This is a genomic window from Streptomyces kurssanovii, assembly GCF_040677245.1.
In the GTDB taxonomy this organism is placed as follows: Bacteria; Actinomycetota; Actinomycetes; order Streptomycetales; family Streptomycetaceae; genus Streptomyces; species Streptomyces kurssanovii.
On the sequence record NZ_JBFAQK010000057.1, the window covers coordinates 11758 to 26604 of the forward strand.

The following is a 14847-nucleotide window of genomic DNA, read 5'->3' on the forward strand; positions in this document are numbered from 1 at the left end:
GACCGCCCCTCGTCGCCGGACTCAGACCTGGACGCGGCGCTCCACCACGTCGGCGATCTTCGCCAGGGCGTCCTCACGCGGGATGCCGTTCTCCTGCGAGCCGTCGCGGTAGCGGAAGGAGACCGTGCCGGCGTTCATGTCGTCGTCACCGACGATGATCATGAAGGGGACCTTGAGCTTCTGGTGGTTACGGATCTTCTTCTGCATCCGGTCCGAGGAGGAGTCCACCTCGACCCGCAGGCCCTTCTTCTTGGCGTCCGCCGCGAAGGCCTGCAGATACTCGACGTGCGCGTCGCCGATCGGGATGCCGACCGCCTGCACCGGCGCCAGCCACGGCGGCATCGCGCCCGCGTAGTGCTCCAGCAGAACGGCGAAGAACCGCTCGATCGAACCGAACAGCGCGCGGTGGATCATCACCGGACGCTGCTTGGTGCCGTCCGGGCCGGTGTACTCCAGGTCGAAGCGCTCCGGCAGGTTGAAGTCGAGCTGCACCGTCGACATCTGCCAGGTCCGGCCGATGGCGTCCTTCGCCTGGACGGAGATCTTCGGCCCGTAGAACGCGGCGCCGCCCGGGTCCGGGACCAGCGGGAGGCCCTGCTTCTCGGCCACCTGCCGCAGCGTCTCGGTGGCCTCCTCCCAGACCTCGTCGGAGCCGACGAACTTCTCCGGGTCCTTGGTGGAGAGCTCCAGGTAGAAGTCGGTCAGACCGTAGTCGCGCAGCAGGTTCAGCACGAAGGTCAGCGTCGAGTCGAGCTCGTCCGCCATCTGCTCCTTGGTGCAGTAGATGTGCGCGTCGTCCTGCGTGAAACCGCGGGCACGGGTGAGGCCGTGCACGACGCCCGACTTCTCGTACCGGTACACGGTCCCGAACTCGAAGAGGCGCAGCGGCAGTTCACGGTACGAACGCCCGCGCGCGTCGAAGATCAGGTTGTGCATCGGGCAGTTCATGGGCTTGAGGTAGTAGTCCACGCCCTCGTCGAGCTGCATGGGCGGGTACATGCCGTCGGCGTACCAGTCCAGGTGGCCCGAGGTCTCGAAGAGCTTCCCCTTGGTGGCGTGGGGGGTGTAGACGAACTCGTAGCCCTCCTCCTCGTGCCGCTTCCGGCTGTAGTCCTCCATGACCCGGCGGATGATGCCGCCCTTGGGGTGGAAGACCGCGAGGCCGGAACCGATCTGCTCCGGGACGGAGAAGAGGTCGAGCTCGTTGCCCAGCTTGCGGTGGTCGCGCTTCTCCGCCTCCGCGAGGAACTCGAGGTGCGCCTTGAGCTCTTCCTTCGACGGCCAGGCGGTGCCGTAGATGCGCTGGAGCATCGGGTTCTTCTCGCTGCCGCGCCAGTACGCGGCGGCGTTGCGCATCAGCTTGAACGCCGGGATGTTCCGGGTCGTGGGCAGGTGCGGACCACGGCAGAGGTCCTTCCAGCACAGCTCGCCGGTCTTGGCGTCCAGGTTGTCGTAGATCGTCAGCTCGCCCGCGCCGACCTCCACGTCCGCGCCGTCGTCCGAGGACGCGGAGCCCTTGAGGCCGATGAGCTCCAGCTTGTACGGCTCGTCCGCGAGCTCCTCGCGTGCCGCCTCGTCGGTGACGACACGGCGCGAGAAGCGCTGGCCGCGCTTCTGGATCTCCTGCATCTTCTTCTCGATGGCCTTGAGGTCATCGGGGTGGAAGGGCTTCTCGACGTCGAAGTCGTAGTAGAAGCCGTCCTTGACCGGCGGGCCGATGCCGAGCTTCGCCTCGGGGAAGAGCTCCTGCACGGCCTGGGCCATGACGTGCGCGGTGGAGTGGCGCAGGATGTTGAGGCCGTCCTCCGAGGAGATCTCGACGGGCTCGACCTCCTCGCCGTCCTTCGGCTCGTACGCGAGGTCCTTCAGCTCCCCGCCCACGCGGGCGGCGACGACGGTGCGCTCGGGGAAGAGGTCGGCGGCCGTAGTGCCCGTCGTCACCACGCGCTCTTCCCGCTCGGAATCGCGTTGGATGATCACACGGACGTCTGACACCGGTCTCTCCTGACTGAAGGCGGGCGCGTACCCGATTCGTATTGCGTACGCACTCGGAATCGTACCGAGCCGGAGGGACCGCTCGCGAAACGGTTATGGCGGCGTCCCCTCGCCCCCCTGCTCGCCCGCCTCCTCGAAGAAGTCCGGATTCTCCTGGAGCGACTTCATCAGCCGGTCGCGCTCCGCCTCGTCGACCGGCACGGGCGCCACCCCTGACGCGTCGCTCAGCCGGCGGAAACCGCCCCGGCTCTCCAGCCGTCCCGCCACCCGGATCGGCAGTCCCATCAGGTGGGCCTGGCCGGCCGTGCGGTAGTCGTCCTCGTCGAGCGCCACGCGCACGTGCGGAACGTCGGCGCCCGCCAGCACCCGCAGTCTTACGGTGCCGGCGCCGCGCGGTCCCGAGCGCCGCATCCGCACCACCGTGCCGGTGATCCGCACCGGCACGGACGGCTCGTCCTGGAGGTAGCGGGCACCGGCCGCGCGCAGTACGGGCAGGTCGCCCGGTGAGAACTCGACCGGTTCCATGCGGGCGGCGCAGCCCTGCGGGACCCCGGCGGCCGGTGACCATTCGACGGCGACGCGGGCCCCTTCGGAGCCGCGCACGAGCGCGATGACCGCTTCGGTGAGTTCGCGGCTCACCCCGGCACTGACCGCCGCGTCGAACGCCTCGGTGCCGCCCGTCGCCCGCTGGTAGTCGATGGCCTCCCTGGTGGCCTGCACGGCGTGGCAGAGCCGTACGGCCAGTGCCCGCCCGGAGTCGACGGGCACGAAGGCGGTCAGGGAACGGCCGCCCGGCGCCGGTCCGACGAGGACGCCGTCGAGCAGTGCCTGCGCCTGCCTGCGGTGGCGCCCGCCGTAGTAGCCGGCGCGCTCGCGGGCGGCGAGCGCGCCGGCGAGCAGCATCTGCCGGGCGGCGGAACGGAGCTGTTCCTGGACGGTCCATGAGGCGGTGCCCGAGGGGCCGCCCGCGGGGGTGTCGCGCCACCAGCGGATCTCGTCGCTGGGGACGGTGAGTCCGACGAGGACGTCCTTGGCGGAGGGCGCGGCGCTGCGGACGAGCGCGGTGATGGCCTCGCCGAGCAGGTCCTCGCAGTCGGGGAAGGCCTTGCTCTCCGGCACGAGCAGGCTGGTGCCGCCGGTCGACGGCCCGGGCGGGGTCCAGCGGGTGTAGCGGCCCGCGGCGCCACCGCGGCGGCGCCAGCCGTGCCGGTCCAGGAGCGCGCCGAGGACGACGGGGTCGACGTCCGCGGGGTCGGGTTCCGCCGCCCCGCGCCAGGGGCCCGGGGGCTCCGCGGCGCTCGGGTGGGGACGCACATGGTCGTCGAAGGGCCGGTGCATCAGGGTCTCCCTCCCGCCCCGACGCGCGTCATGATCTCGCAGAGCGCCCGGTCGTCGAAGATCCGCGAGGTCGGGATGCGCACGGTGGTCCGGTGCCTGCCGGTCACCGCGTGGCCGGCCAGGTTGGTCCAGTAGCAGCAGTGCCTCAGGTCGAGCCGGTCGTGGCTGGCCCGCAGCCATTCGTCCTGGGTCCTCGGGACGAGCATCACGACCAGGATCTTGTGCACCGAGACGGGGGTGCGGGCCAGCTTCACCAGGTGGTCGTTGTCGAGGGTGAAGGAGAACGCGGGCCCCGGCGGGTGCGGTGGGATCTGGTAGGTGCACTTGAGCTGCACCTTGATGGTCACTTCGTCGTCGACCGTGTGTCCGGCCGAACTGTGGCTGAGGTGCCAGTCGATCCCGTTGTCGGGGAACGGCTGGGAGAGCGAGCACCCCGCCGCGGCCGCGACGGCGTGCAGATAGCCCACCTGGAGCGTCTCCATGCAGGCGGTGGTGGCGAGTGCTCCGCGCAGCGGGGGCGTCCGCTGGGGCGGGGGGCACCTCCCGCTTGCGGGGGACAGCCCTCCCGGCTCGGGCTGGGCGAGCGCCATGGCAATTTCCTTCCCCGTCACCTGTGTTGTCACCGGCCTGCGTACGGTGCAAACAGCCCGGGTATCACCGATTCGGGCAGGGGTTGTCGCCATCTGCCGGGTACGTGCGAGGAGTTCGCGGATGACGCACTGGTATGACGGCCCTCTGGCCGCATTTGACACAGAGACAACCGGAGTGGACGTCGAGGAGGACCGCATCGTGTCCGCGGCGGTCGTGGTCCAGGATTCGCCCGGTGGGCGGCCACGGATCACACGCTGGCTGGTGAATCCCGGTGTGCCCGTGCCGCCGGGCGCGATCGAGGTGCACGGCCTCACCGACGACCACCTTCAGCGCAACGGCCGTTGGCCCGCGCCGGTGATGGAGGAGATAGCCAGGTCGCTGGCCGAGCAGTGCGCGGCGGGCCGGCCGCTGGTGGTGATGAACGCGCCGTTCGATCTGACGCTGCTGGACCGGGAGTTGAAGAGGCATCGGGCGTCGTCGCTGAGCCGCTACCTGGACCGTTCACCGCTGTGCGTGCTGGATCCCCGGGTGCTGGACAAGCATCTGGACCGCTACCGCAAGGGGCGGCGGACGCTCACGGACCTGTGCGCGCAGTACGAGGTGGTGCTCGACGGGGCGCACGACGCGGCGGCCGACGCGCTGGCGGCGCTGGAGGTCGTACGGGCGGTGGGGCGGCGGTTCAACGCGCGTCTGGAGCGGCTGTCGCCGGCGGAACTGCACACGCTCCAGGCGGTGTGGCACGCGGCTCAGGCCCGCGGTCTCCAGGCGTGGTTCGCCCGCAGCGGTACGCCGGAGACGGTCGATCCCGCGTGGCCGCTGCGGCCGGGGCTGGCGGCCGCGGCCTGACGGTGGAACAAGTGAGGCCGGTCCGTCGACGACGGACCGGCCTCTCCCGGTGGGCGATACTGGGTTCGAACCAGTGACCTCTTCGGTGTGAACGAAGCGCTCTCCCACTGAGCTAATCGCCCGGGAACGGACTGAACAATACAGGGCACCGCGGGCTGGGTTCAAACTCCTTCCAGGTAGGCCTCCAGGCCCCGCCTCCCGCTGCGCATCATGAACGCGTGATTGGCCCGGAACACGGGGCGGCACGGGATGGAGAGCCGTCTCATCAGGGGCCTTCGCACGACGACCTCCTGCTCGTACAGCGCGCGGGTACCCCTGCCGCCGGCCCGCACGGTCCATCGCGACCAGCCGTCGAGGTCCCCCGCCATCCCTACCTCCAGGACACCGTCCACCGGATCGCTGCGCCGCGTGCGGCCCGTGACGCGCAGGTCGTACGGAAGGAACGAGCGGAACCGGGCGGTGCCGACCCCTTCCTCGACCTCCGTCACCTCGCGCACCTGCGGCCACCACCGGGGATAGTCCTCCACCCGTGACAGCGCCTCGTAGACGTCGCCGGGCGCGGCGGGCAGGTCCCAGACGCTGCGGAAGCGGTAACGGCACCAGTCCATGGGGCCAGTCTGCGCCACCTGCCGGTCGGTACTCACCGGAAATTGAGTATCCGCACCCATGCCGCCGACTGTGGCCGGGGCCACACTTCGGCCATGGAGAACGTGCCACCACCGGCCGAGGAACTGGCGACCCTCGACCGTGAGCTGCGCCAACTGGAAGCGCGGCGCGCGCAGTTGCTGGCCCGCAGGGCCTGGCTGCTCGCCGCGCTGCGGCCCGCCGCCCCCTTCGCCGCCCCGCCGCCCGCCGGTTCCGGCCGGCCCTTCGCCGCGCCCGCCCCGGCCGAGACGTCGCCGCCCGGCGTGCAGAATCTGCTGCTGACGCTCGGCGGGCTGCTGCTGGCGATCGCGGCGATCGCGTTCACCCTCGTCAGCTGGGGCGAGATGGGCATCGGCGGCCGTTCGGCGGTGCTCGGCGCCGTGACGGTCGCCGCTCTCGGCACGCCGGTGGTCCTGCTGCGCAAGGGTCTCTCCGCCACGGCCGAGTCCGTGGGCGTGCTCGGGCTGGTGCTGACGGTGCTCGACGCGTACGCCCTGCACCGGGTTGGTCTGCCGGAGACGGACGGGCTCGGATACTCGGCCCTGGCGTCCGCGGCGCTCGCGACTGTGTGGTCGTCGTACGGCCTCGCGCTGCCCCGGCTGCGGACCCCGCTGCCGGCAGCCGTCGTGGCCGCGCAGCTCCCGCTGCCGCTCTGGGCGCTGACCGCGGACGCTGCCGCGCCGCCGATCGAGTGGGCGCTGCTGCTGACCGCCGCGCTGGACGTCGCCGTCGTGCTGTGGACGCGTCCGGCCGCCGTGAAGGTGGTCGCCTGGACGGCGGCCGCGACGACGGGCGGCGGGGCGTTGCTGACCGGCGTGCTCAGGTCGCTGACGGCGGACGATGCCGCGGCCGCCGCCGGCCCGGCGGTGCTGCTGACCGTGGCGGCGGCCGTCGCCCTCCTCGCGGCGTGGCGCACCTCCGCCGCCTGGGTCTCCGCCGTTGCGGGCCTGGCCCTGGTGGCGGGCGTCGGCGGCGTGGTCCGCACCGCGGTACCGGGTGGCTGGGCGGTGCTCGGGTACCTGCTCTGCGCGGTGGTTCTGCTGGGCGCCGTGCGGACCCCGCTGCCGCGGCGGCTCCTTCCCGGCCTCGCCGGTGCCGCGGCGGCGGTGCACGCGGCGGCGCTCCTCGCGGCGCTTCCGCTGACGGCGCTGGCGCTGGCGGGTCCGGCGACGACGCTGACCGGCATCTGGTCCGGTGGGTCCGGCCTGCCGGACCTGAACGCCACGACGACGACCTTGCTCCCGGCTCCGCTGACGCTCCTGACCGTCGCGGCGGTCCTGGCCGTCGTGGCCCGCTACCGGGACGACGCCTCCGACCGGCGCCCGGACGAGGCCGGGCAGGACTCCCCCGTCCCGCCCGCTGCCGCCGGCCCCGGCACCGCGGCCTGGCTGCCCAGGACCCCGTGGTCTCCCGCGGCGGTCCGACGCGCGCACGGCGACCGGATACGGGCGGCCGCCCGGTGCGGTGCCGTGGCGACGGCCTGGGCCGCCGCGGTCACGGTGCCGGTCGTGTCCGGCACCGGTCACTCCGCGGCCGTCGCCTGGCAGCTGATCGTCACCCTGGGGGTCCTCGCCCTCTCCACCACCGTGCGGCTCCGGGACGTCTCGGTCACCGCGCTGGTGTGCGGACTCGGCGGATCGGTGAGCGTGGCACTGCTGTCGCTCGCGACGCGGCCGGCGACCTTCGTCGTCCTCGGCGTACTCGTCGGGACCCTCGCCCTCGCGTCCCTGCGGACCAAGGGTCCGGTACAGGCGCTGCTCGCCTGCACGGCGACCTTCTACGCGGCCGTCCTCGCCGGAGCCGGCGCCGCGGCGCTCGGCCTCCCGGCCCACCACGCCGCCCTGGTGCTGCTGACCGTGCCGGCGGCCACCGCGGTGCTCGGCGCGGTGCTGCGCCGCCACCCCGCCGCACTGCCCGTGGAGATCACCGGCGCCGCTGCCGCCCTGGTCGCGCTGCCGCTCGCGTCGGGCGACGCGCCGACGCTGGCCCTGGTCCTCGCGCTGTGCGGTGTCGTCGCCGCCGGTACGGCCGTGCGGGAGGAGCGACGCCCGGTGGCCGGCCACCTGGCCGCGGTGTGCTTCGTGGCGGCCACCTGGGTCCGGCTGGCGGCCTCCGACGTGACGTCCCCGGAGGCGTACACCCTGCCCGTCACCGCCGCGGCGCTGGCCCTCGGAGTGCTGCGCCGCCGCAAGGACCCGCAGGCCTCCTCCTGGACGGCGTACGGTCCCGGCCTGGCCGCGACCCTGGTGCCGAGCCTCGTCGCCGCCTGGGGCGACGAGCACTGGCTCCGCCCGCTGCTGCTGGGGCTCGCGGCCCTGGCGGTGACCCTGGCCGGCGCCCGGCTGAAGCTGCAGGCGCTGCTCGTCCTCAGCGGCGCGGTGCTGGCCCTGGACGCGCTGCACGAGCTCGCCCCGTACGTCGCACAGGTCGTCGGAGCGCTGCCCCGCTGGCTGCCGCCCGCGCTCGTGGGCCTGCTCCTGCTCGGGGTGGGCGCGACGTACGAGCAGCGGCTACGGGACGCCCGCAGGCTGCGGGAGAGCCTGAGCCGCATGCGGTGACGGTGGGGAAACGACGGATGCCCCGGAGACCGTCAAGTCTCCGGGGCATCCGTTCCGGGTGGGCGATACTGGGTTCGAACCAGTGACCTCTTCGGTGTGAACGAAGCGCTCTCCCACTGAGCTAATCGCCCGGGCGCACGGCAAACATTACCCCATGTCAGCCGGTGCCCCGGACCACTTGGCGGTCACTCGTCGATGTTCCACGGCAGGGCGAGCCCGAACTTCCAGAGATAGATACCGCAGAGCGCCGCGATGATGACGAGACCGATCGTCGTGAGAATGATGTTGCGCCGCCGGACCTTCGGGTCGAGCGCCCGCTGGGCCGCCTCCGTGACCTTGCGCTTGGTCCAGCGCAGCACGAGCTGGGCCCAGACGAACTCGGTCGCCCAGATCGCCATGCCGCCGAAGATCACGACCCAGCCGGGTCCGGGCAGCACGAGCATGGACACACCCGCGCCGACGACGGCCAGGCCGACGATGAAGACGCCGACCTGCCAGCTCACGTGCAGTGTTCTGGATCGTTTGATGAAGTGCGGCGCCCTCGAACCGAGCGCCGGTTCCTCCTTGGCAGCCTCCGGGAGCGGCTGCGCCGCACCGTCCGTCACGTCCCCCGTGGCGGGGGCGGCCGTCGTCGCCGCGACGGCCTCGTCCCGCTCGTCACTCTGCGCGTTCATAAATCCAAACGTACCGGATTGAACTCCGTCACCGGAATGGCCGTATAACGCAAAGTAATGCACCGCCGTACGAGCGACCTGAAGGACCCCAAAACGGTCAGAGGGGTTTACAACGGCACCGTAGGTGGCATGTCGATTTCGCCGACGTGCGAATCCCCGAGCGCACACTGAGCGAAAGGCCCTGGCGCTTATGAACACCACGGTCAGCTGCGAGCTGCACCTGCGCCTCGTTGTATCGAGCGAGTCCTCACTGCCTGTACCCGCGGGCCTGCGGTATGACACGGCCGATCCCTATGCCGTGCACGCCACCTTCCACACCGGAGCCGAAGAGACGGTCGAGTGGGTCTTCGCCCGCGACCTTCTCGCCGAGGGCCTGCACCGGCCCACCGGCACGGGCGACGTACGGGTCTGGCCCTCACGCAGCCATGGCCAGGGCGTCGTCTGCATCGCGCTGAGCTCCCCGGAGGGCGAAGCCCTGCTGGAGGCCCCGGCGCGGGCCCTGGAATCGTTCCTCAAGCGGACGGACGCAGCGGTGCCGCCAGGCACCGAGCACCGGCACTTCGATCTCGACACGGAGTTGTCGCACATTCTGGCCGAGAGCTGAACCCAGTCCGGCCGGCGGAAAACCGCACGGCGCCGTCCGTCTCGGGGAGACGGCGCCGCGCGGACAACCTCATACGGAACAACACCGGCGCCGTCGTCGCGGAATCCACCGCGGCGACGGCGCCGGTGCGCTCTCGGCACGAACCGCTAGAGTCAGCGCAATTCGGCGGGCACCGGCCCGCATCCGGCCAGGGAGCGAATTCGTGCTGATCCCACACGACACCCGTATCGCCCTCGACACCGTCGTCGATCTGGTGAACACCGCACCGGAGAGCGGGCAGGACGACAGGCTGACGGACGTCGCGGCGCTGTACGACTTCGTGCGCGGCCACCAGGTCAGCGGGGTGGGGGAGCTGACCCAGCGGGACATCAAGGCCGTGCAGTCGATCCGGACGCTGTTCGCCCAGGTGTTCGCGGCGCCGGACAGCAGGACGGCCGCGGAGGTCATCAACCGCCTGGTGGCGGCGGCGGGCACGACCCCGCAGCTGACGGACCACGACGGCTACGACTGGCATGTGCACTACTTCGCACCGGGGGCGTCGGTCGCCGACCATCTCGCGGCCGACTGCGGGATGGCGCTGGCGTTCATCGTCGTCGCGGGCGAGCAGGAGCGGCTGCGGCGCTGCGAGGCGCCGGACTGCGGGCGCGCGTTCGTGGACCTGTCGCGCAACCGGTCGCGCCGCTACTGCGACAGCCGCACATGCGGCAACCGACTGCACGTCGCCGCCTACCGGGCGCGCCGCAAGGAGGCCGCGGGCTGAGCGGACCGTGGTGTGCCACCGCGTCCCTCACAGCCAGAAGAGGTCGTGCACGGCGGCCATCAGCAACAGGACGCCGATCACTCCGAGGAAGATCATCAGGGGCGGCTGGGAGAGCGCGAAAAGACATCCGCGCGGCTCCTGGGTCGGTACGGGGGCCTGGCCCCGCGAGGTATCGAGCATCTCGGGGTGATCATGGCGTAGCCCGGCCGGGGATGATCGTCCAACACGCCCTGCGGCAAAGGTGGTTCATCACATCCTGTGGCCCGGCCCGTCGGCCGAAGAAGGCACTGGACGCGGCGGCGTGGGCCGCGCGCAGCGTCGGGTGCGGGCAGCCATGGGCACGGCGGCGTCCGCCCACCGGCAGCGGTGGGCATGGGCGGCGTCGGCCGCGGACAGCCATGGCACGACGGCAACCGCCCGCGGACAGCAGTGGCGGCATCGGCCGCGGAAGGCACCGGACGGCCGCGGCATCAGCCGCGAGCACGGCGGCATCAGCCCCACCAGCGGTGGACACGGCGGCGTCCGCCCGCAGCAGCGGTGAGCACGACGGCGTCGGCTGCGGGGAGCGGTGGCGGCATCGGCCGCGGAAGGCACCGGACGGCTGCGGCATCAGCCGCGTCCAGCCGTGAGCACGGCGGCATCAGCCCCCGGCAGCGGTGGACACGGCGGCGTCGGCCGCGGGCAGCCGGGGCAGCCGGGGCAGCCGGGGCAGCCGGGGCAGCCGGGGCAGCCGGGGCAGCCGGGGCACAACGGCGTCCGGCCGCGGAAGGCACTGGGCGGCTGCGGCATCAGCCGCGTCCAGCCCGTGAGCACGGCGGCGTCCGCCACGGACAGCGGTGAGCACGGTACAGCGGGCCGGAAAGGACGGTGGGCGTGGCCCCGGCGGGGAGCCGCGAGGAGGGTCAGATGCCGTGCTTCTTGAGGATCGCCTCGATGTCGCTGAAGTCGTCGTCCCCGCGGGACGCCTTCGGTTTGGCCGACGGCGCCGGGTCCGCCGCCGGGGCGGACCGGCCGAGGGAGGGCCGGGAGGCGGCCGGTTCGGCGGCCTCGCGGCGGGCGGCCGCGGCGGCGGCCTTGCGTTCCTTGCGGGTGCCGCCCGCCCGGCGCTCCACCGCCCTGGTCGTCAGGAAGAGCAGCCAGGCGGCACCGAGGAGGCCGAAGCCGACCCAGGCGGTCAGGCTGAAGGCGGTGCCGACGGCCCACTCGACCGCCCCGGTGAGGACGAGGCCGAGCGGCAGCAGCGAGTAGGCCGCGATACGTGCCGCGGACAGGAAGCGCCTGCGGTACGCCGTGATCGCGGCGATGCCCAGGCCCGCCGCGGACACCGCGGAACAAATGGTCTCGGCAAGCATCCGGTCCTCCAGGCGTTGGCGGCTTGAGCGGTTGCGTCCCCTCCATCCTGCACCGCCCCGGCCGGTCCGGGCCACGGTGCGAGGCGGGCGTGCGCATATCTGGGGGAGATCTCCGGGACGCTCTCCTCCCCAGGTCCCGGTTGGGGCACGGGGCACAGGGCTGGGAGACTGGCCGCATGAGTGACTCCCCGACCGGCTCCCCCGCCGTCCTCGACGTGTGGTGCGAGCTCCAGTGCACCGACTGCCGCACCGCGCTGGAGGACCTGCGGGCCCTTCGCGACCGCTACGGCGACCGGCTCGAGCTGCGGCTGCGGCACTTCCCCCTCGACAAGCACAAGCACGCCTTCGCCGCCGCGCAGGCCGCCGAGGAGGCCATGGCACAGGGCAAGGCCTGGCCGTACGCGGAGGCCGTGCTGGCGCGCGCCGAGGAGCTCGCGGCCAAGGGTGAGCCGTTCCTCCTGGAGGTCGCCGGCGAACTGGGCCTGGACGTGGAGGAGTTCGACACCGCGCTCATCGACGGCCGGCACATCCTGATCGTCGACGCCGACCAGGCCGAGGGCAAGGCGATCGGGGTGACCGGTACGCCCACGTACGTCATCGGCGGCGAGCGGCTCGACGGCGGCAAGAGCCAGGAAGGGCTGCGGGCGCGTATCGAGGAGATCGCCGACCGGCTCCTGGCCGGGCAGTGACCCGGCCGGGCCCGGCTACAGGAGGCGCTTGACGAAGTTGCGGTGGGTGGTGCGGTAGCCGAGAGACTCGTAGAGCGCGAGCGCGGGACGGTTGCCCTCGAAGACGTGCAGGGCGATCAACGGCCGGCCGGCCTCCCCCGCGATGCGCTCCGCGAGCAGCATCAGGGACCTTCCGTGACCCCTGCCCCGGTAGGCCTCCGCCACCTCGACGTCGAAGACGTACGCACCGTCCTCGCCGGGGCGTACCTCGCACTCCGAGACCCAGACGTGCCCCACGGCAGTGCCCTCGGCGAGCAGGCGGTGGACGTGGGCGCCGGGGGTCGCGCGGCCCTCGGGGAGCAGGCGGGCGTGGACGGCCTCGGAGCGGGCGAGTGCCTCGTCCTCCGGTACACCGCGCGAGACCCAGTCCTGGGCGAAGTGACGTACGGCGTGCGACAGCCAGCGGCCGAACTCGTCCTCGTCCATCGGGTGGCTCTCGACGCCTTCGGGCAGCACGGGCAGCGGCCGGGACGTCTCCTTGATCATGTTGCGGCCGCGTTCGGTGTAGCCGAGCGCGGTGACCAGGCGCAGGGCGGGGCCGGCGTCGGCCGGGACGGCCACGCGGACCTCGGTGCAGTCCCAGCCGCGCAGCACTTCCTCCGCGGCGAGGGCCGCGACGGTGCCGCGGCCCCGTCTGCGGTCGGCCTCTTCGATGTGCAGCGACCTTATGGAGCCGACCGGACGGCCGCCGCCGGTGTCCGTGGCGAGTTCGACCGTCCCGACGGGCCGGCCGTTCACGCAGACGTCGTAGCCGCGGGAGGCGGCGCCGTCGGCGTCGTACTGGATCGGCCCCGTGGGCCGCAGGGTTGTGGTCATCGAGGAGTTTCTACCTGCCCCGCGACCGTCCGACACCAGGTTTTCTCCGGCTCCCGGGCCGGTTACACGGACTTCGGGTCGGGGTCGGCCGCCGCGCGCTCCTCGAAGACGCGCATCGCCTTCGTGGTCACGGGCCCCGGGGCGGTGCTGACGTCGCGGCCGTCGACGCGTGCGACCGACTGGACGTCGCGGAGCGTGGACGTCAGGAAGATCTCCTCCGCGCTGCCGAGGACGTCCATGGGCAGGTCCGTCTCCTTGGCGCCCGTCCACTCGACGGTCAGGGCGCGGGTGATGCCGGCGAGGCACCCGGAGGAGACGGGCGGGGTGTGCAGTTCGCCGTCGAGGACGACGAAGACGTTCGAGCCGGTGCCTTCGCAGAGCCGCCCGACGGTGTTCGCGAACAGGGCCTCGGAGGCGCCCTGCTGGTGGGCCCGGGCGAGCGCGATGACGTTCTCGGCGTACGAGGTGGTCTTCAGCCCGGTCAGCGCGCCGCGTTCGTTGCGGGTCCAGGGGACGGTGATCACCGATGTGGTGTCGGGACGACGGGTGGTCGAGCCGAGCGCGACGACCAGCGTCGGACCGTCGGTCCCCCGGTCGGAGCCGAGCGGGGACAGCCCGCCGGTGTAGGTGATGCGCAGCCTGCCGAGCGGCATGGGGTTCGCGGCCAGTACGGCGGCGCAGGCGTGCCCGACCTCGTCGAGGTCCGGTTCCGGCAGTCCGAGACCGTCGGCGGAGCGGGCCAGCCGTTCCAGGTGGCGGGTGAGGGCGAAGGGCTGACCATGCACCGCCTTGACGGTCTCGAAGACGCCGTCGCCGACGGTCATGCCGTGGTCGAGCACGGACACCCGGGCGTCCTCGATCTCCGAGAGCGCGCCGTTGACCCAAACCTTCATCGAGCTGTCCTTCCGATTGCCGCGTACGCGCCCGACGCTACCGCCAGCAGTCGCGATGCCTTCAGTTCCGTCTCCGCCCATTCACGTTCCGGGTCGGAGCCCCAGGTGATGCCGGCGCCGGTGCCGAACCGCAGGACGTCGGCCGCGCGGTCGATCCAGAAGGTCCGTATGCCGACGGCGAGCTGCGCGGTGCGCCGGTCGGCGTCGACCCAGCCGACACCGCCGCAGTACGGGCCGCGCGGGGCGGTCTCGAGTGCGTCGATGATCGTCAGCGCGCTGGACTTGGGGGCGCCGGTGACCGAGCCCGGCGGGAAGGTTGCGGCAAGCAGCTCGCCCCAGCCCGCTCCGGGTGCCAGCTCTCCGCGGACGGTGGAGACCAGGTGCACGAGGCCGGGGTGGGGCTCGACCGCGCAGAGCGCGGGCACGGTGACACTGCCGGTGGTGCAGACCCGGCCCAGGTCGTTGCGGACCAGATCCACGATCATGACGTTCTCCGCGTGGTCCTTCTCGAGGAGATCGTCCGCCGTCCTGCCCGTGCCCTTGATGGGGCCGGACTCGACCGTGCGTCCGTCGCGGCTCAGATACAGCTCGGGGGACGCGGTCGCGATCTCCACGCCGTGCGCGGGCAGGCGGATCGTTCCTGCGTACGGCGCCGGGTTGCCCCGCGCCAGCAGCGCGGTCAACTCGTCGACATCGGCCGCGGCCGGGTCCGGCAGCGGCGCCGACAGCACCCGGCACAGATTGGCCTGATAGACCTCACCGGCCGCGATGTGCTCGCGGATGCGCCGTACACCGGCGGTGTAGGCGGCCCGGTCCAGGGACGACGTCCACTCCTCCGCGGCCGGTCCCCGCCAGCGGCCCGGGACGGGCTCGGGAACCGGTTCACTGCGGACATCGCCGAAACGGGCGCAGGTGAGACCGCCCTCGAAGTCGGCGACGACGGCCCAGAAACCGGTGGAGTCGAGGGCTGCGGGGTCGCTTGTGACGTCCCGGAGGTCGGTGGCGACGAGGGGGCCGAAGCGGGCCAGAGGAGCGAGGTCGTGCACG

The 14847-nt window shown here is 72.5% G+C and carries 15 protein-coding genes and 2 tRNA genes; 5 read left to right on the forward strand and 12 right to left on the reverse strand.

Going from position 1 to position 14847, the window contains the following annotated elements; all coding sequences use genetic code 11:
• Positions 1-21: 21 nt before the first annotated feature.
• The 3 genes from thrS to AB0K36_RS28265 form a co-directional block, all read right to left on the reverse strand.
• Positions 22-1995 (reverse strand): threonine--tRNA ligase, encoded by a 1974-nt coding sequence (gene thrS / locus AB0K36_RS28255; RefSeq protein WP_364599736.1) that lies wholly within the window; start codon positions 1993-1995, stop codon positions 22-24.
• A gap of 93 nt (positions 1996-2088) precedes the next feature.
• Positions 2089-3333, reverse strand: a complete 1245-nt coding sequence (locus tag AB0K36_RS28260; RefSeq protein WP_364599738.1) for a hypothetical protein — start codon at positions 3331-3333, stop codon at positions 2089-2091.
• Complete coding sequence (locus tag AB0K36_RS28265; protein WP_364599740.1) at positions 3333-3923, reverse strand: DUF4365 domain-containing protein; 591 nt, start codon at positions 3921-3923, stop codon at positions 3333-3335. The genes AB0K36_RS28260 and AB0K36_RS28265 overlap by 1 nt, the downstream gene beginning before the upstream one ends.
• 121 nt (positions 3924-4044) lie before the next feature.
• On the opposite strand from AB0K36_RS28265, the gene AB0K36_RS28270 reads away from it, so the two are divergent.
• On the forward strand, positions 4045-4770 hold the full coding sequence (locus AB0K36_RS28270) for a 3'-5' exonuclease (protein WP_189473582.1): 726 nt from the start codon (positions 4045-4047) through the stop codon (positions 4768-4770).
• A gap of 50 nt (positions 4771-4820) precedes the next feature.
• On the opposite strand, the gene AB0K36_RS28275 is transcribed toward AB0K36_RS28270, so the two are convergent.
• Both AB0K36_RS28275 and AB0K36_RS28280 read right to left on the reverse strand, forming a co-directional pair.
• Positions 4821-4892, reverse strand: a tRNA-Val gene (locus AB0K36_RS28275).
• A gap of 39 nt (positions 4893-4931) precedes the next feature.
• On the reverse strand, positions 4932-5378 hold the full coding sequence (locus tag AB0K36_RS28280) for an SRPBCC family protein (RefSeq protein WP_364599784.1): 447 nt from the start codon (positions 5376-5378) through the stop codon (positions 4932-4934).
• Between the two features lie 93 nt (positions 5379-5471).
• On the opposite strand from AB0K36_RS28280, the gene AB0K36_RS28285 reads away from it, so the two are divergent.
• On the forward strand, positions 5472-7973 hold the full coding sequence (locus AB0K36_RS28285) for an SCO7613 C-terminal domain-containing membrane protein (RefSeq protein ID WP_364599742.1): 2502 nt from the start codon (positions 5472-5474) through the stop codon (positions 7971-7973).
• Between the two features lie 59 nt (positions 7974-8032).
• Here the strand turns inward: AB0K36_RS28285 and AB0K36_RS28290 are convergent.
• Positions 8033-8104: transfer RNA gene (locus AB0K36_RS28290), tRNA-Val, on the reverse strand.
• Positions 8105-8158: 54 nt separating this feature from the next.
• Entirely contained in the window at positions 8159-8647 is a 489-nt protein-coding gene (locus AB0K36_RS28295; RefSeq protein ID WP_364599744.1) for a TIGR02611 family protein, read from the reverse strand.
• A gap of 190 nt (positions 8648-8837) precedes the next feature.
• On the opposite strand from AB0K36_RS28295, the gene AB0K36_RS28300 reads away from it, so the two are divergent.
• Positions 8838-9251 (forward strand): SsgA family sporulation/cell division regulator, encoded by a 414-nt coding sequence (locus AB0K36_RS28300; protein WP_003959770.1) that lies wholly within the window; start codon positions 8838-8840, stop codon positions 9249-9251.
• Between the two features lie 202 nt (positions 9252-9453).
• Positions 9454-10011, forward strand: a complete 558-nt coding sequence (locus AB0K36_RS28305) for a CGNR zinc finger domain-containing protein (RefSeq protein WP_364599746.1) — start codon at positions 9454-9456, stop codon at positions 10009-10011.
• Positions 10012-10038: 27 nt separating this feature from the next.
• Here the strand turns inward: AB0K36_RS28305 and AB0K36_RS28310 are convergent, their stop codons facing one another.
• Complete coding sequence (locus AB0K36_RS28310) at positions 10039-10191, reverse strand: hypothetical protein (RefSeq protein ID WP_005319706.1); 153 nt, start codon at positions 10189-10191, stop codon at positions 10039-10041.
• Positions 10192-10913: 722 nt separating this feature from the next.
• Positions 10914-11363: a hypothetical protein gene (locus AB0K36_RS28315; RefSeq protein ID WP_364599748.1), complete on the reverse strand. Its 450-nt coding sequence runs from the start codon at positions 11361-11363 to the stop codon at positions 10914-10916.
• 176 nt (positions 11364-11539) lie between these two features.
• Here AB0K36_RS28315 and AB0K36_RS28320 point away from each other — a divergent pair, with 176 nt between their 5' ends.
• The gene (locus AB0K36_RS28320) at positions 11540-12052 is read left to right on the forward strand and encodes a DsbA family protein (RefSeq protein ID WP_364599750.1); all 513 of its coding nucleotides are present in this window, start codon (positions 11540-11542) and stop codon (positions 12050-12052) included.
• A 15-nt stretch (positions 12053-12067) separates the two neighbouring features.
• Here the strand turns inward: AB0K36_RS28320 and AB0K36_RS28325 are convergent, their stop codons facing one another.
• The 3 genes from AB0K36_RS28325 to AB0K36_RS28335 all read right to left on the reverse strand — a co-directional run bounded on the left by AB0K36_RS28325 (position 12068) and on the right by AB0K36_RS28335 (position 14846).
• Positions 12068-12907: a GNAT family N-acetyltransferase gene (locus AB0K36_RS28325; RefSeq protein ID WP_364599752.1), complete on the reverse strand. Its 840-nt coding sequence runs from the start codon at positions 12905-12907 to the stop codon at positions 12068-12070.
• A gap of 62 nt (positions 12908-12969) precedes the next feature.
• A complete protein-coding gene (locus AB0K36_RS28330; RefSeq protein WP_364599754.1) occupies positions 12970-13800 on the reverse strand; it encodes an aminotransferase class IV in 831 nt (276 codons plus the stop codon).
• A complete protein-coding gene (locus tag AB0K36_RS28335) occupies positions 13797-14846 on the reverse strand; it encodes a chorismate-binding protein (protein WP_364599756.1) in 1050 nt (349 codons plus the stop codon). Before AB0K36_RS28335 ends, AB0K36_RS28330 begins: the two co-directional genes overlap by 4 nt.
• Position 14847 lies beyond the last annotated feature (1 nt).

What these genes read in the sequence shown, in the direction of transcription:
- AB0K36_RS28280 (WP_364599784.1), bottom strand. Translation starts at nt 5,378, where the DNA reads ATGGACTGGTGCCGTTACCGCTTCCGCAGCGTCTGGGACCTGCCCGCC.
- AB0K36_RS28265 (WP_364599740.1), bottom strand. Translation starts at nt 3,923, where the DNA reads ATGGCGCTCGCCCAGCCCGAGCCGGGAGGGCTGTCCCCCGCAAGCGGG.
- AB0K36_RS28315 (WP_364599748.1), bottom strand. Translation starts at nt 11,363, where the DNA reads ATGCTTGCCGAGACCATTTGTTCCGCGGTGTCCGCGGCGGGCCTGGGC.
- AB0K36_RS28285 (WP_364599742.1), top strand. Translation starts at nt 5,472, where the DNA reads ATGGAGAACGTGCCACCACCGGCCGAGGAACTGGCGACCCTCGACCGT.
- AB0K36_RS28300 (WP_003959770.1), top strand. Translation starts at nt 8,838, where the DNA reads ATGAACACCACGGTCAGCTGCGAGCTGCACCTGCGCCTCGTTGTATCG.
- AB0K36_RS28270 (WP_189473582.1), top strand. Translation starts at nt 4,045, where the DNA reads ATGACGCACTGGTATGACGGCCCTCTGGCCGCATTTGACACAGAGACA.
- AB0K36_RS28320 (WP_364599750.1), top strand. Translation starts at nt 11,540, where the DNA reads ATGAGTGACTCCCCGACCGGCTCCCCCGCCGTCCTCGACGTGTGGTGC.
- AB0K36_RS28325 (WP_364599752.1), bottom strand. Translation starts at nt 12,907, where the DNA reads ATGACCACAACCCTGCGGCCCACGGGGCCGATCCAGTACGACGCCGAC.
- AB0K36_RS28260 (WP_364599738.1), bottom strand. Translation starts at nt 3,333, where the DNA reads ATGCACCGGCCCTTCGACGACCATGTGCGTCCCCACCCGAGCGCCGCG.
- AB0K36_RS28310 (WP_005319706.1), bottom strand. Translation starts at nt 10,191, where the DNA reads ATGCTCGATACCTCGCGGGGCCAGGCCCCCGTACCGACCCAGGAGCCG.
- AB0K36_RS28295 (WP_364599744.1), bottom strand. Translation starts at nt 8,647, where the DNA reads ATGAACGCGCAGAGTGACGAGCGGGACGAGGCCGTCGCGGCGACGACG.
- AB0K36_RS28330 (WP_364599754.1), bottom strand. Translation starts at nt 13,800, where the DNA reads ATGAAGGTTTGGGTCAACGGCGCGCTCTCGGAGATCGAGGACGCCCGG.